The sequence below is a fragment of the Anabaena sp. CCY 0017 genome (assembly GCF_963920885.1).
GTDB lineage: Bacteria > Cyanobacteriota > Cyanobacteriia > Cyanobacteriales > Nostocaceae > Nodularia.
Genome location: NZ_CAWUDG010000003.1, coordinates 81,816 through 95,964 on the forward strand (window position 1 = coordinate 81,816; position 14,149 = coordinate 95,964).

The 14,149-nt window shown below is 41.2% G+C and carries 10 protein-coding genes and 2 pseudogenes; 6 read left to right on the forward strand and 6 right to left on the reverse strand.

What is annotated here, in order from left to right; translation table 11 throughout:
* Positions 1-222: 222 nt before the first annotated feature.
* Both nifK and ACM0OW_RS04845 read right to left on the reverse strand, forming a co-directional pair.
* Positions 223-1,758, reverse strand: a complete 1,536-nt coding sequence (nifK, locus tag ACM0OW_RS04840) for a nitrogenase molybdenum-iron protein subunit beta (RefSeq protein WP_414548915.1) — start codon at positions 1,756-1,758, stop codon at positions 223-225.
* Positions 1,759-1,952: 194 nt separating this feature from the next.
* Positions 1,953-2,114: pseudogene (locus tag ACM0OW_RS04845) on the reverse strand (nitrogenase molybdenum-iron protein alpha chain); the annotation flags it as partial.
* A gap of 541 nt (positions 2,115-2,655) precedes the next feature.
* On the opposite strand from ACM0OW_RS04845, the pseudogene ACM0OW_RS04850 reads away from it, so the two are divergent.
* The 3 genes and pseudogenes from ACM0OW_RS04850 to ACM0OW_RS04860 all read left to right on the forward strand — a co-directional run.
* A pseudogene (locus tag ACM0OW_RS04850) lies at positions 2,656-4,017 on the forward strand (site-specific integrase); the annotation flags it as partial.
* 137 nt (positions 4,018-4,154) lie between these two features.
* Complete coding sequence (locus ACM0OW_RS04855; RefSeq protein ID WP_414548916.1) at positions 4,155-4,547, forward strand: mCpol domain-containing protein; 393 nt, start codon at positions 4,155-4,157, stop codon at positions 4,545-4,547.
* The gene (locus ACM0OW_RS04860) at positions 4,540-5,268 is read left to right on the forward strand and encodes a hypothetical protein (protein WP_414548917.1); all 729 of its coding nucleotides are present in this window, start codon (positions 4,540-4,542) and stop codon (positions 5,266-5,268) included. Before ACM0OW_RS04855 ends, ACM0OW_RS04860 begins: the two co-directional genes overlap by 8 nt.
* A gap of 140 nt (positions 5,269-5,408) precedes the next feature.
* Here the strand turns inward: ACM0OW_RS04860 and ACM0OW_RS04865 are convergent, their stop codons facing one another.
* Positions 5,409-5,615, reverse strand: coding sequence for a hypothetical protein (locus tag ACM0OW_RS04865; protein ID WP_414548918.1), 207 nt, complete (start codon positions 5,613-5,615; stop codon positions 5,409-5,411).
* Between the two features lie 320 nt (positions 5,616-5,935).
* On the opposite strand from ACM0OW_RS04865, the gene ACM0OW_RS04870 reads away from it, so the two are divergent.
* The 3 genes from ACM0OW_RS04870 to ACM0OW_RS04880 all read left to right on the forward strand — a co-directional run bounded on the left by ACM0OW_RS04870 (position 5,936) and on the right by ACM0OW_RS04880 (position 10,795).
* Positions 5,936-8,911, forward strand: a complete 2,976-nt coding sequence (locus ACM0OW_RS04870) for a diguanylate cyclase domain-containing protein (RefSeq protein ID WP_414548919.1) — start codon at positions 5,936-5,938, stop codon at positions 8,909-8,911.
* Positions 8,912-8,988: 77 nt separating this feature from the next.
* Positions 8,989-9,969, forward strand: coding sequence for an alpha/beta fold hydrolase (locus tag ACM0OW_RS04875; protein WP_414548920.1), 981 nt, complete (start codon positions 8,989-8,991; stop codon positions 9,967-9,969).
* 244 nt (positions 9,970-10,213) lie between these two features.
* Positions 10,214-10,795, forward strand: coding sequence for a hypothetical protein (locus tag ACM0OW_RS04880; RefSeq protein WP_414548921.1), 582 nt, complete (start codon positions 10,214-10,216; stop codon positions 10,793-10,795).
* Positions 10,796-11,112: 317 nt separating this feature from the next.
* Here ACM0OW_RS04880 and nifD read toward each other — a convergent pair whose 3' ends face one another.
* The 3 genes from nifD to ACM0OW_RS04895 form a co-directional block, all read right to left on the reverse strand.
* On the reverse strand, positions 11,113-12,495 hold the full coding sequence (nifD, locus tag ACM0OW_RS04885) for a nitrogenase molybdenum-iron protein alpha chain (RefSeq protein ID WP_414548922.1): 1,383 nt from the start codon (positions 12,493-12,495) through the stop codon (positions 11,113-11,115).
* Between the two features lie 129 nt (positions 12,496-12,624).
* Positions 12,625-13,506, reverse strand: a complete 882-nt coding sequence (gene nifH / locus ACM0OW_RS04890; RefSeq protein WP_414548923.1) for a nitrogenase iron protein — start codon at positions 13,504-13,506, stop codon at positions 12,625-12,627.
* A 279-nt stretch (positions 13,507-13,785) separates the two neighbouring features.
* On the reverse strand, positions 13,786-14,139 hold the full coding sequence (locus tag ACM0OW_RS04895) for a group I truncated hemoglobin (protein WP_193998000.1): 354 nt from the start codon (positions 14,137-14,139) through the stop codon (positions 13,786-13,788).
* Positions 14,140-14,149 lie beyond the last annotated feature (10 nt).

Sequence of the window (14,149 nt, forward strand, 5' to 3'; positions counted from 1 at the left end):
TAAATGCTAGAAAGAAACAGAAAAAAGGTAAGTTAGGGATTGAGTATTGGGAATTGGAAATGGGTATTGAGAAATAAACTTATTCTTAGTCCCCAGTAGGGGCGGGTTCTCAGATATCATTCAATATCAACGAAGATATTCCTAAACCCGCCCCTACAATCCCTCAACCCCAGTCCCTACTCCCCTTACTTACCCTTAATTAGCACGCTGCGTAACCAATTCTTAACGAATCAAGTCGTAAGAAATATCAGTCTTAGAAGGAATATTGGTGTTGCGGTCGATGTCTTCAAAGATTGTATTAACAATCCAGTTGAGCAAGTTGATTACACCTTGGTAGCCGATGGTGCTGTAGCGGTGTAAGTGGTGGCGATCCATGATAGGATAACCAATTCTGACGAAAGGAACCTTACAGTCGCGCCATAGGTACTTACCGTAGGAGTTACCGATGAGCAAGTCTACGGGTTCGGTGAACAACAAGGAACGCATATGCCATAGGTCTTTACCGCCCCAGATGGTTGCGCCTTGACCAAAAGGACTAGAATCTAGTAAAGCTTGAAGTTCTTTCTCAAATACTTCGTTGGAGTTGTTAACTAGAATGTGGACAGGTTCAGCACCCATTTCCAACATGAAGCCAACTACGCTGATGACTAAATCTGGCTCACCAAAGATAGCAAAGCGCTTACCGTGAACCCATGAATGAGAGTCAGTCATGGCATCAACTGCACGTCCCCGTTCAATTTCTAGCTCTTCGGGAATGGCTTTACCACTTAGTTCGCTGAGTTTCATCAAGAACTCATCAGTACCCTTGATACCCCAAGGGCGAGAAACTGAAACATCTTGCTTCCATTCCTTGGTGATATACTCGCGGGTTTTGGTGGTAGAATATGCTTGCAGAGCAATTGTAGCTTTACCATTAATTGAATCTGCTGCATCTTCTAACTTTGTACCACCTGGATACATATCAAACTCACCTGTGTTGGGTGAATCTAAGTAGTCGCTGTTGTCAGCAAGAATGGTGTAGTCAAAGCCGAACAAGGAAGAAATGCGTTTGATTTCCCGGTTGTTGCCTACATAGGTATCAAAACCTGGGATGAAGTTGATTTTGCCATTGCTGGTAGCTTTCTTCTTACCTGCGGTCAGGTTAGAAAGAATCCCCTTCATCATGTTGTCGTAACCAGTGATGTGGGAACCAACAAAGCTAGGAGTGTGAGCGTAAGGGACTGGGAAATCTTGAGGAACTGAACCAGCTTCCTTAGCGTTGTTGATGAATGACTGTAAGTCATCACCAATTACTTCTGCCATACAAGTTGTGCAGACAGCAATCATCTTAGGCTTGTACAGTTGGTAAGAGTTCGCCAAACCGTCAATCATGTTTTGCAGACCACCAAACACCGCTGCATCTTCAGTCATTGAAGAAGACACACCAGAGAATGGTTCTTTGTAGTGACGGGTTAAGTGGGTACGGAAGTAAGCAACGCAACCTTGAGAACCTTGAACGAAAGGCATTGTGGCTTCAAAACCAACAGCCGCAAAGATTGCACCTAGTGGTTGACAGCCTTTAGCTGGGTTAACTGTTAAAGCTTCACGAGCGAAGTTCTTTTCACGATATTCCCAACCTTTGGTCCATTCTGCAACCCGTGTAACTTCTGCGGGGTCGTGACCGTTTTCAAATTCCTTTTTGTTTTGGAATAGTTGTTGGTATTCTGGTTGGTGGAATAACTCAACGTGGTCTTGAATATTTTCTGGATTTTGAGGCATTTCTACATCTCCAAGCTTTCTGAAATCTTTCGTTACTCATCGAGGAATTATTTGGTGGGAGTGGGAATCTGACTCAAAACTCAGAATGCAAAAATCAAAAGAAACTTTTAATTTTTGAATTTTGAACCTTGAATTCCCGACTCCCCCTGGGGCTAAAACCCCAGGCTATCCCTATCTATCCCTTTGCTATTTCCCTAAGCTGTAGCTTTAGCCTTAGCCTTTTTAGCTTGAGCTGTCTTGTTCCAGGGAGCGCCAATTAAACCCCAAGTTGGGCTGTTGAGTGCCAAATCCATATCACGAGCGAAGATAGCGAAGCCATCATAACCGTGATAAGGACCGGAGTATTCCTGGTGATGCTTTAATAGTTTTGAATATCTGAATGTTTGCAGTAAGCAGTGTCAGCGATAAACATTGTTCGTGGAACACAAATTTATTTTTAGGCTAAATATAGGCTAAATCATAGCGATGCATAATCAGGGTAAAGACACGTTCGGTTAATTAGTTACGCCACAATGCACCCCACCCCCTCCCCGCAAGCAGCTACGGTGTACACACAGATTAAATTACTCCAAATCTTTTTTTGTAGGGTGTGTTGTCGCGTAGCGCAACGCACCATCCTAGATTTTCGGTGCGTTAGGACTAAAGTCCATAATGCACCCTACTGGCGTGGCAAGCTTAAAATGTTGCAAAAAATTGTAGGTTGGGTTGAACGAAGTGAAACCCAACATCATTGGCAGCGTTGGGTTTCGTTCCTCTACCCAACCTACAATTTTTTGCACTATTTTAAGCTTGTCAATCCACTACGCAAATAAAGATTTTCAGACTTGTGTGTACACGTTAGCGGCAAGGGGAGAGGAATGGAAGCGAGGTTTGGCGGGTTTCCAAGTTTAATCATTTTCATCTACCAACAGCAGTTTTCTTGGTTGAAGTCTGCAAGCACACCAGCAAAGAGAACAGATGAGAACAAAATTACTATTAGAGTTAGAGCAAGTAAATCTGCGTTTGAAATCTGCAAAGGCAAAGGTAACGGTGAGAGCATCCAATGGAAGTCTGCAATTACGGGCGACGTTACCAATTAAACCTGGAGACAACAACACCAGAGGAACGGGGAAAAAGCAATATAATCTCAGCTTGAATATTCCCGCCAACTGGGATGGACTCAAAACGGCTGAGGAAGAAGCTTATGAATTAGGAAAGTTAATCGCTCGTAAAAGTTTTGAATGGAATGATAAATATTTAGGTAATGAAGCAATTAAAAAACAATTTAAAACTATAGGTGAGTTACTCGCACAATTTGAAGCAGAATATTTTAAAACTCATCAGCGCACAACTAAAAGTGAACATACTTTTTTTTATTATTTTTCTCGCACTAAGCGATTTACTAATGCTCAAGATTTAGCAACACCTGAAAATCTCATCAGTTCAATTGAGAAAATTGATAAAGCATGGGCAAAATATAACGCTGCGAGAGCTATATCAGCTTTTTGTCAAACCTTTAAAATTGAAATTGATTTATCGCAATATTCAAAAATGCCGGAGAATAATCCCCGGAATATACCGAGAGATGCAGAAATAGTCGCAGGAATTATCAAGTTTGAAGATTACTTAAAAAACAGAGGTAATCAAGTTAATCAAAATGTTAAAGATAGTTGGCAACTTTGGCGTTGGACTTATGGAATGTTAGCAGTTTTCGGTTTACGTCCACGGGAATTATTTATTAATCCTGATATTGATTGGTGGTTAAGTCAAGAAAATACAGATTTAACATGGAAAGTCCATAAAAATTGTAAGACGGGTGAAAGGCAAGCATTACCATTACATAGGCAATGGATTGCGGAGTTTGATTTAAGAAATCCTAAATATTTAGAGATGTTGGCAACCGCAATTAGTAAAAAAGATAATACTAATTATGCTGAAATAACGGCTTTAACTCAACGAGTTAGTTGGTGGTTTCGTAAAATTGGTTTGGATTTTAAGCCTTATGATTTACGTCATGCTTGGGCGATTAGGGCGCATATTTTATGTATACCAATTAAGGCGGCGGCGGATAATTTGGGGCATAGTGTGCAAGTGCATACGGAAACGTATCAGCGTTGGTTTTCTCTGGATATGCGGAAGTTGGCGATTAATCAGGCTTTGAGTAAGAGGAATGAAGTTGAGGTGATGAGGGAGGAGAATGGGCGGTTGAGGCTTGAGAATGAAAGGTTGAAAATGGAGGTTGAGAAGTTGAGAATGGAGTTAGTTTATAAGCGGAGTTAAGATATATATATGGTGTGTTGCACTGCGCGACAAAATACCAGACTTACTTTTGTGAAGAAATTTCCAATTTTTCGACAGAATAATCCCAAATTAGTGTAATATTTCAAAAATATTGTCTGGAAGAGAAATAGTAAATCGTGGATTCTGTAAATGAAATGTTTTTAGCAGTTGATGGTGATGATGTCGGTCATCGTCTTGAATATTTTATGTTGGTTAACGACAGTGAGGCTCTTGTTGAGTTCTCCAAGATATTTCAAAGTGCTATGAATTGGCTGGAAATAAAATTAGTGAGCGACTTTGGAGCAAAACTTATCTTTAACGGAGGAGACAATCTTCTGGCAAGCATACCTGTAGACAATTCTTCATTGGAAGTCCTCGAAAAATTGAGGGCAGAATTTGCAGAACAAGCCCGCAGTACTTTATCAATTGGACTTGGAGAAAGTCCAAGGCAAGCTTACTTTGCCTTGAAACTAGCAAAAACAAGTGGCAAAAATTGCATTCGTCGGTTTCAGGAGCTTGTTAATGGCTAGAACTCTATTTCTATTTTTATTCTCCGACCGAGTAGATACGTACATTAATGCTATTGCATATAGTTATGATAATCTAGAAATAGAATCAGTTAGGCTTGTGCATGTAAAAGGTACGAAAACTGGTTTAACTGACACTCAAGCAATTTCAGTATTCAACCAAATATGGAATCGGTTAGAAAAGCTTGCATCAAGCACAACAGAAATTTATAAGCGAATAAATGAACGCTTACTTGACCGTCAGCTCATCCCTATTACCTACTCAAATCTCAAGAATAGTTTGGAGCAGTCTATCAAGAAGCAGGGTGGCTCCCGTAATTGTGTCATTGATATTACCAGTGCCTCAAAGGTGCCAAGCATTGATGTCTTTACTGTCTGCCTTGCACTAGGTATTAAATCTATATACACATTCGAGTTGATCATAAAATATGACTCCAAAAATCCAGACAAGTTTCTTTACCATGCAATGTGTGAAAATGACTATTCTTACACCTGTTTAAGCAATACAGAGCCAGTTAGAGCCAGCCAGTCAGCCCTGCTGAGAAAATCAGCATTTTTGTGGTATATGGGTGCAATATCGCTTATTGTGATGGTTCTTTCGTTGTACATTCTGGTTGCGATTGGTCCAAATAGTACATTTGTGCAAGGTTTGAACTTAATGGCAGCAGTAGTTGGTTTACTCTCACCTGCTCTTGCATTAGTCGAACAACGACGTAAAAGCTAACCGCCTTCAATGCTCTGCGCCTCTGCGTGAGACAAAAAAATGTAGTTCATTTACCCGAAAATTGCTGTAAATGCTCCCAAAATCTGCGTTGCCAGAGGTTTCCTTCTTTTCGCTTCTGACGCGATCGCGAAATATGAACATCAAGCCCTAACTGATTCCCATAGTATTTGGTTACAAACCTTTTGATTAACAGCAGCACGCAGGGCAGTACGTCCAGTATCGGAGCAAAGCCACGGTTGCCCTTGGTAGGTAACTTGGGTGATCAAGTAGGTTCCGCCGGAAATTTCCGGTCTGCGGTAGTTGGGCATGGATGTGAGAAAATAGGGTTTGTTTTCTAGGATGCCCATGATTGATCAGGTGCGTTGCGCTACGCGACAACACACCCTACAAGAAGATATTATATTTTTCCTTGTTTTTCCTTCTGAGGCGATCGCCTAATCTCAACATCAAGCTGTAAATTATTTGTGAAATGTCCAAATAATTTGCTGAAATCTTAATCTAATTTTAATATCTTAGCCAGTATAAAATTACTATATATGGACTTTATTGCTAAGTATGAAAAATTGCGTTATGGTTTTAAGTTACCTATAAATTGGAAAGTCCAAATAAAATTTAACTGTTTTTTACAATTTGTGGCAATAAATAAAATATAGTTTTTTGTATCGCTATGCTCTTCAATGACCTATCCGGTACTGAAACTAACTTACAGCATATCTTATATCAAATTAGGATGTTGGTTGTAAAAATTCACCAATCACGGGAATTGAGTGAAATTTTCAACATAGTTGTTAGTACAATTAAAAAAATCTTAGAAAGCGATCGCGCGATCATCTATCGTTTTCTACCAAATGGAGGTGGAGTAGTAACGGCAGAATCGGTAAGTTCCGAATTCGCACCAATTCTAGGACAATTAATTTATGATCCTTGCTTCAATGCTAAATCGGTAGAACAGTATCGAGGGGAATGGATTCATGTTATTGAAGATATTCATGCTAAACCCATTGACCTTTGTTACAAAAAGCTATTAACTAAGTTGCAGGTTCGAGCTAACTTAGTCGTGCCAATTTTAGTCAAAGATATTGATGAAACTTCTAGTGCCTCTCCTCAAGTGTGGGGTTTACTCATTATTCAACAGTGTACTAATCCGCGCGAGTGGAGTTCCTTAGAAATTGAATTTCTCCAACTAGTAGCCACAGAACTAGGAATCGTTATTCAGCCAGCACAACCGCATCAGTCTCTACCGCAATTTCATCATAATCTCAATCATCCGATAGTTCAGCCAAAGCAAAAGTTACGGCTAACAAAAAGAACTCTGCATAAGAATTACAAAAAAATTCTGGACAGGGATATTACTCAGCAGCAAACTTGTCTCAAGGAACGCCAGCGTGTTGAGGAGCAGCTACGTTGGCAAGAAGCTCTGCTACGTTCGATGACAGACACTTCTTTGCTGGCATTTTTCGTAGTTGATAATCGCACAGACGAAATTCTTTACTTCAATCACCGCTTTTGTGAAATTTGGAGTCTGGAACATCTAGAAGCCCGAATGCAACTGGGGATGATGAAAAACAATGACATCATTCCTGATTGCATCACCTTAATTGCTGATGTGCCAGCATTTGCCGAAACTTGTAAACCATTACAGTCTGAAGAAAATTGCTGCACGATTGAAGATGAAATTGAATTTGTGGATGGGCGCACAATTCGTCGCTTTTCCAGCCAAATTCGGGATAGTCAAGATCGATATTTTGGCAGATTATACATTTTTGAAGACATCACTTCTCGTAAACAAATCGCAGCTGCACTCAAAACCAGTGAAGAAAGATGGCAATATGCCCTGGAAGGAAACGGTGATGGGGTTTGGGACTGGAATGCTCAAACTAATGAAGTCTTTTTCTCTCGCAGTTGGAAGGAAATGTTAGGTTTTGCAGAACATGAGATTGGAAATGCGCTCAGTGAATGGGATCAACTGGTGCATTCAGATGATAAAGCAGGGGTTTACGAGAAGATTCAGCAGTATTTTCGCGGTGAAACTCAACAATATGTCAGTGAACATCGTGTCAAGTGCAAAGATGGAACTTATAAGTGGGTTCTAGATCGGGGGAAAATTTTTAGTCGTACAGATGATGGTCTTCCCTTACGGTTACTGGGAACCCATACTGATATAACTGAACGGAAGCGGATGGAAGAAGCGCTGCGAGAGAGTGAGAAACGCTATCGTTCAGTAATTTCAACGTTGGCAGAAGGTATTGTGTTACAGCAAGCGGATGGACGTATCAGTGCTTGTAACGAGAGCGCCGAAAGAATTTTAGGGTTAACCGCCGACCAAATGATGGGGCGAACTTCTATTGATCCGCGATGGAGAGCCATTCATGAAGATGGTACTTCTTTTCCTGGCGAAACTCATCCGGCCATTGTCACACTACGTACAGGAGAACCCCAATTTAATGTGATCATGGGGGTTTATAAACCTGATGACAGCCTCAGTTGGATTTCGATTAATTCTCAACCATTGTTTCAAGCAGATGAGTTAAAACCCTATGCAGTAGTCGCATCATTTACAGATATTACAGCCCATAAACAGGCAGAACTGTCACAGCAAAATCAGATCAGACAGGAGCGAATGGTGGCGGCGATCGCACAGCACATTCGCCAGTCCTTAGATTTAGATCAAATATTGAACACCACTGTTGCTGAAGTCAGACAAATTCTGCAAACTGATCGCGTGATTATCTACCGCTTTAACCCAAATTGGAGTGGTGTGATTGTCACCGAGTCTGTGGGTGAAGGCTGGAAGGCAATTTTAAATATGGAAATTATAGACAGTTACTTTGCCGAAACCCACGGACATTTATATCAAGATGGTATAACTAAAGTCACTCCAGATATTGACAGCGCCGGACTGACTGCTTGTCATCTAGAGTTATTACAAAAATACCAAGTAAGAGCCAAGCTAGTTGTACCAATTTTACAAGGCGATCGCGTTTGGGGTCTGTTGGTTGCTCATCATTGTAGCGCCCCTCGTGAATGGCAATCTTGGGAAAGCGAACTCCTTCAACAACTAGCTACGCAGGTGGCGATCGCGATTCAGCAATCAGAACTTTATCAACAATTACAGCAAGCTAACCAGCAACTTGAAAATATGGCGTTGGTAGATCAATTAACTCAAATCGCCAATCGCCGCAGTTTTGATCACAAGCTTCATGATGTATGGCAAAATCTTTTACGAGAACAAGGTTTTGTTTCTCTACTTTTATGTGACATTGATTATTTTAAACAATATAACGATACTTATGGTCATACTGCGGGGGATGATTGTTTACTCTTTGTTGCCCAAGCTTTGCAACAAACTATCAAACGTTCTACAGATTTAGCGGCACGTTATGGTGGCGAAGAATTCGTAGTTATTCTCACAAATACTGACACAGAGGGAGCTATTCAAGTTGCCGAAGAAATTCGTACAGCTATGCAACAGCTAAATATTCCCCATGCGGCCTCGGCTGTGAAGGGGTATGTCACTTTGAGTATTGGAATTGCGACGTTAATTCCTACGCCTGATATGGTTCCTTTGGATCTGATTTCAGCAGCAGATCAAGCCCTTTATCAAGCCAAAGCTCAGGGGCGTAATCGTTATTTTTTAGCATGATTTAACTGATATTTCTGAGGCTATGATGCTTATCAGAATTTTTTATCCTATAAATAATCAGATGGTAAAAGGATGTAATGATTTCGAGTCTAATCAAAATTTTTCTACCAGTTGCTACAAGTATTTATCAAGCGATCGCATCTTGGCTGGAAGACCGACAACCACCGCCAGGTAAGCTGTTTGACATAGGTGGATATTGTCTACATCTCCACGTTGCGGGAAAAGGTAGTCCCACCATTGTTCTAGACCATAGCCTGGGGGGAATAGAGGGTTACTTACTAGTGGAAGAATTGGCGAAGCTAACGCAAGTCTGCATTTACGACAGAGCCGGCTATGGGTGGAGTGATCACAGCCCACATCCCCGCACCAGCAAACAAATAGTATTGGAATTAGATAAACTCCTCACCCAAGCAGGAATTGCGCCACCCTATATTTTAATAGGTAATTCATTTGGCAGCTACAATGTCAGATTGTATGCTCATCGGTTTCCTGAGAAGGTTCTGGGAATAGTCCTCACAGACGGATTACATGAAAAAGGAATGCTGAAAATGACTGTTCAGTTACAAGCTTTAAAGCTCTTTTTTATCTCAGGATTTGTGATGTCTATTATCGGCTCAATGCTGGGAATTATTCGGCTATTAAGAATATGCGGCATATTTGAATTGTTAAAACCTGAATTACGCCAGTTTTCGGAACATTCTCTGAATTCAGTGAAACGTTCCTTCTGTCGTGCTAAACACTGGATGATGATGATTCGGGAAATGTTAAATCTAAATCACAGCGCACGTCAGGTTAGTGTTGCTAGCCAATTTGGATCTATGCCTATTGTGAGCATCAAAGCCAGTTCTTTTTTCAAACCTTCCTTTTGGACTCTTTTTATTCCTTTGCGAGGTTCTAATCGATTACGGGATAAAATGCACATTGATTTATGTAATCTATCAACAGATTGTTTGCAAATACCAGCAGAACAGAGTGGTCATTTTGTGTGGGTAGACCAACCTGATGTAATTGTCGATGCTGTCAAGCATATTTTAGCTAAAGTTGATTCTGCTGGATAAAACCATGAATATTTGCAATTTAGCACGATTAACAAAGTGTGCGATCGCCTGGCTGATGATGGAGTCAAAGCGATAGCACCCTTGTTGGCTAACTTTTATGGATAAATTTTATCCATATCAGGAAAACAATTAACCCAGTGTGTATTCCTTGTTAGAGATTATTCATCCATCTTTACAGTGTCAGCAAAGACTGTAGAGGAAGAATAGTCTTAAACGTTAAACAACATTTTTGGAGTTTGCAGTTATGGTCAGAATGAGAGTAGAACTAGTAGACGTACATTGCCGTGATACTGAAGATGTCACAGGTGCTGATGAATTCTATATAGTAGGTGCAGTGGGACTTGCACCAATGGGAAAAAAAGAAAATGATGACCTAAAAATCAGAGGTGTATTAACTCGACCAATTTCGATTAATGATAAACAGACGAAGAAATTTGGCCAGGGCGGTGGTACTGTATTTGATAGTGATGTTCCAGAAAATCGGATTTTACAGATTGCTTTAGTAGCCTTTGATGAGGACTCGAATAAAGATTGGTCGAATCATGGTGAAACAGTTACAAAAATAGGAGCTGGTGTCTCTACTGCACTACTCGCTACGAGTGTCCCTCCAGCCCAGGTAGCAGGACTGATTCTTCCAGTTGCCATCGGTGTAGTTGGTGGGATAATGAAGATGGATAAAGATGATGAACTTGGTCAGCATCTACGTGAATTCCCAGTACAATCACTACCAAATGGTAGCCATTTACAAATTTGGAACTTCAAAAAGCGAGGAAATTGGTATTCCAGTTGGGATTATACTGTGCGCTATAAGATTCACAAGGGCTAAGATATAAATAAATTTTAAAGACAATTAGCGATCGCCTGGCTGATTATGGAGTTAAAGCGATCGCATCCCTGGTCTTTGATCATCCATCATGCGATCGCACTATTTAAGCTAAAAAAATAGCATCTAAAATAGTCTTTGCTTTTACAGTTTTAATTTCAGCAAAATTTAACCAAATCCTCAAAACTATTGCAGATAAGAGTTATATTATTTAAAGCATCAAAAATATATAGTTTATAGATTCTCCTAAAACTTGCATTTAGACTAAAAATATATTGTTTTTTATATCAGCGCCGAAAACATCTTGCTGTCATTGACTTTCATGCACTATGGCTAGGTTCGGAGTAATCCCAAGAGTGCATTTGACGGAAAGGCAGACCCATCTTTTGGAAGACGTACTTCTCTTTCACACCAGAAGCTACAAGGTCAGGCTTGAGGGCTTTGATAAACTCCTCAAATTCATAAGCGGTCACGTCATCGTAAACGATAGTACCATTTTCGATGTAGTGAGTGGTACGTTTGTAGTCGTCGTTGTGAGCGAACTCATAACCAGTACCAATCATCTTCATGCCCAAGTCTTGGAAAGCTGGGACAACGTGACGAGGACGTAGACCACCAACCATCATAGCGACAGTCTTACCATCTAAACGGGGGCGATACTTGTTAACGATCGCATCCATTGTAGGCTGATACTTAGCAATAACCTTCTCAGCGTTTGCTTGGATTTTTTCGTCAAACTTAGAAGCAATTTCCCGTAAAGATTCAGCAATCTTGGTAGGACCGAAGAAATTGTATTCCAACCAGGGAATACCATATTTTTCTTCCATGTGACGGCTGATGTAGTTCATCGAGCGGTAACAGTGGATGAGGTTCATCTTCACGTTGGGGGTCATCAACATTTCGTTGATAGTACCATCACCAGACCACTGAGCAACTACACGCAAACCGATTTCTTCTAGAAGAATACGGCTCGCCCAAGCATCACCACCGATGTTATAGTCACCAATGATTGCTACGTCATAAGGAGTAGAATCAAACTTCAGTGAACCATCAGCTTTAGCTTTATCGGATCTGGGGAATACCCAGTCACGAATCATGTCGTTAGCGATGTGGTGTCCCAAGGACTGAGAAACACCCCGGAAACCTTCGCAACGAACTGGAACAACAGGCTTGTCAATTTCTTTTGCAGCCTTACGAGCTACAGCTTCGATGTCATCCCCAATTAGACCGATGGGACATTCAGATTGAATGGATACACCACGGTTAAGAGGGAAGAGGATTTCCAATTCTTGGATCAATTTCAGTAGTTTCTTGTCACCACCAAAAACGATGTCTCTTTCTTGGAAGTCAGAGGTGAAGTGCATAGTACCAAAGGTATCAACACCTGTAGTACCAATGTAGTAGTTACGACGACCAGACCAAGACCAGTAACCGCAACCAACAGGTCCGTGACTGATGTGGATCATGTCCTTAATAGGACCCCAAACCACACCCTTGGAACCTGCATAAGCACAACCACGAGCGGTCATTACACCAGGAAGAGATTTGACGTTAGATTTAACGCCGCAATCGCTCTTACCTTCTTCAAATACATTTAAGTGCTTTTCGCGTTTTTTCTTAGCTTTATCTGGGTAAGCACTGAGAACTTCTTTAATAAGTTCCTTTCTTTCTTCAACAGTCTTGTTGTTTTCTGGAGGTGTCATTTTATCCTCTCCGATTCGTAAGGTTCTGGGAATAGGGGACTTAGAGTCCCCTCTAGGTTTAGTAGGGGGAGATGCAAGGGTGAAGGTCGAAGGTAAGATATAAAATTCTTCCTTTTTCCTACGGTATTACTATTTACCAGCTGGTTTACCAACCAACATTGCAGCGTTTTCATCGCTTTCGAGAATACCGAATTCAATCAACAATTCTTCTAGTTCTTCCATTTCGATAGGTGTAGGAATAGCTAGGTTTTTGTTGTTGATGATCTTGGTAGCCAATGTGCGGTATTCGTTAGCTTGATTGCTTTCGGGTGCGTACTCGTTAACTGTCATCCGACGCAATTCAGCGTGTTGAACGATGTTGTCACGGGGTACGAAGTGAATCATTTGGGTGTTCAACCGTTTTGCCAAGGTTTCGATTAATTCGATTTCTCGGTCAGTGTTACGGCTGTTACAGATCAAACCACCCAAACGCACGCCACCGGTGTGAGCATACTTAAGAACACCACGAGCGATGTTGTTAGCAGCGTACATCGCCATCATTTCACCTGATGTCACGATGTAGATTTCCTGTGCCTTACCTTCACGGATAGGCATAGCAAAACCACCACATACAACGTCACCTAGTACGTCGTAAGATACGAAATCTAAGTCTTGGTAAGCACCATTTTCTTCTAAGAAGTTGATGGCGGTGATAATACCACGACCAGCACAACCTACACCGGGTTCTGGACCACCAGATTCTACGCAACGAACGTTACGGAAACCGGTCAGCATTACTTCTTCGATTTCGATATCTTCTACTGCACCACGTTCAGCAGCCAAGTGAAGAACTGTTGTTTGAGCTTTACTGTGTAGCATCAAACGGGTGGAGTCAGCTTTAGGGTCACAACCAACGATGAGGATGCGTTGACCCATTTCTGCCATAGCTGCTAAGGTGTTTTGGGAAGTGGTAGATTTACCAATACCACCTTTACCGTAGAAAGCTATTTGTCTAATTTTTTCTTCAGTCATGATTGTTTATCTCCTGCAATTGGTTGGTTAGTGGGTCTGTTGGTTGACGTTCACGCCTGTTGAGCTACAGCAGTGAGCGGATGTAGAACGTCGCCGGGGGCGATCGCTCCACAGCAAAATCGAAGGGTTTTGGTGTCATAATAGTTCGGGTTAATTTTTTGTTTATTTGGTTTCCTTTGCCATTTGTCTAGTAAATGACAAAGGAATTACACACTGTACAAATATGTGGAGATAAGAAGCAGGACTTGACGTAATTATTCGTCAATCAATGCCCAAGTCCTATTTGTTCAAAATAGAAGCCTTTAAACCAGAGACTTTAGCCATTGCAGCGCTGCTGTTTTCTGCGGATACTCCGGCTGAGGCCATTGCTGCACCCAGATGCTTGGAAACTGCATCAAAGTGTTGGTCGTTGAGCTTCATACCTGTGTGGGTTTTTTCCATTGGACGACCAGCATATTGGTTTGGTCCGTCAAATATCTGAGAGAAGAAAGCAATTTGATGAGCGCGTTGTTTGGCCATATCGGTTTTAGCGAAGTAGCCTTTGAGGCTACCGTCTGCCATCACGCTTTTGTGAAAGGCATCAACTACTTTTTCAATAGTTGGTTGTCCACCAATGTTTTCGTACAAACTCATATCCTGATTC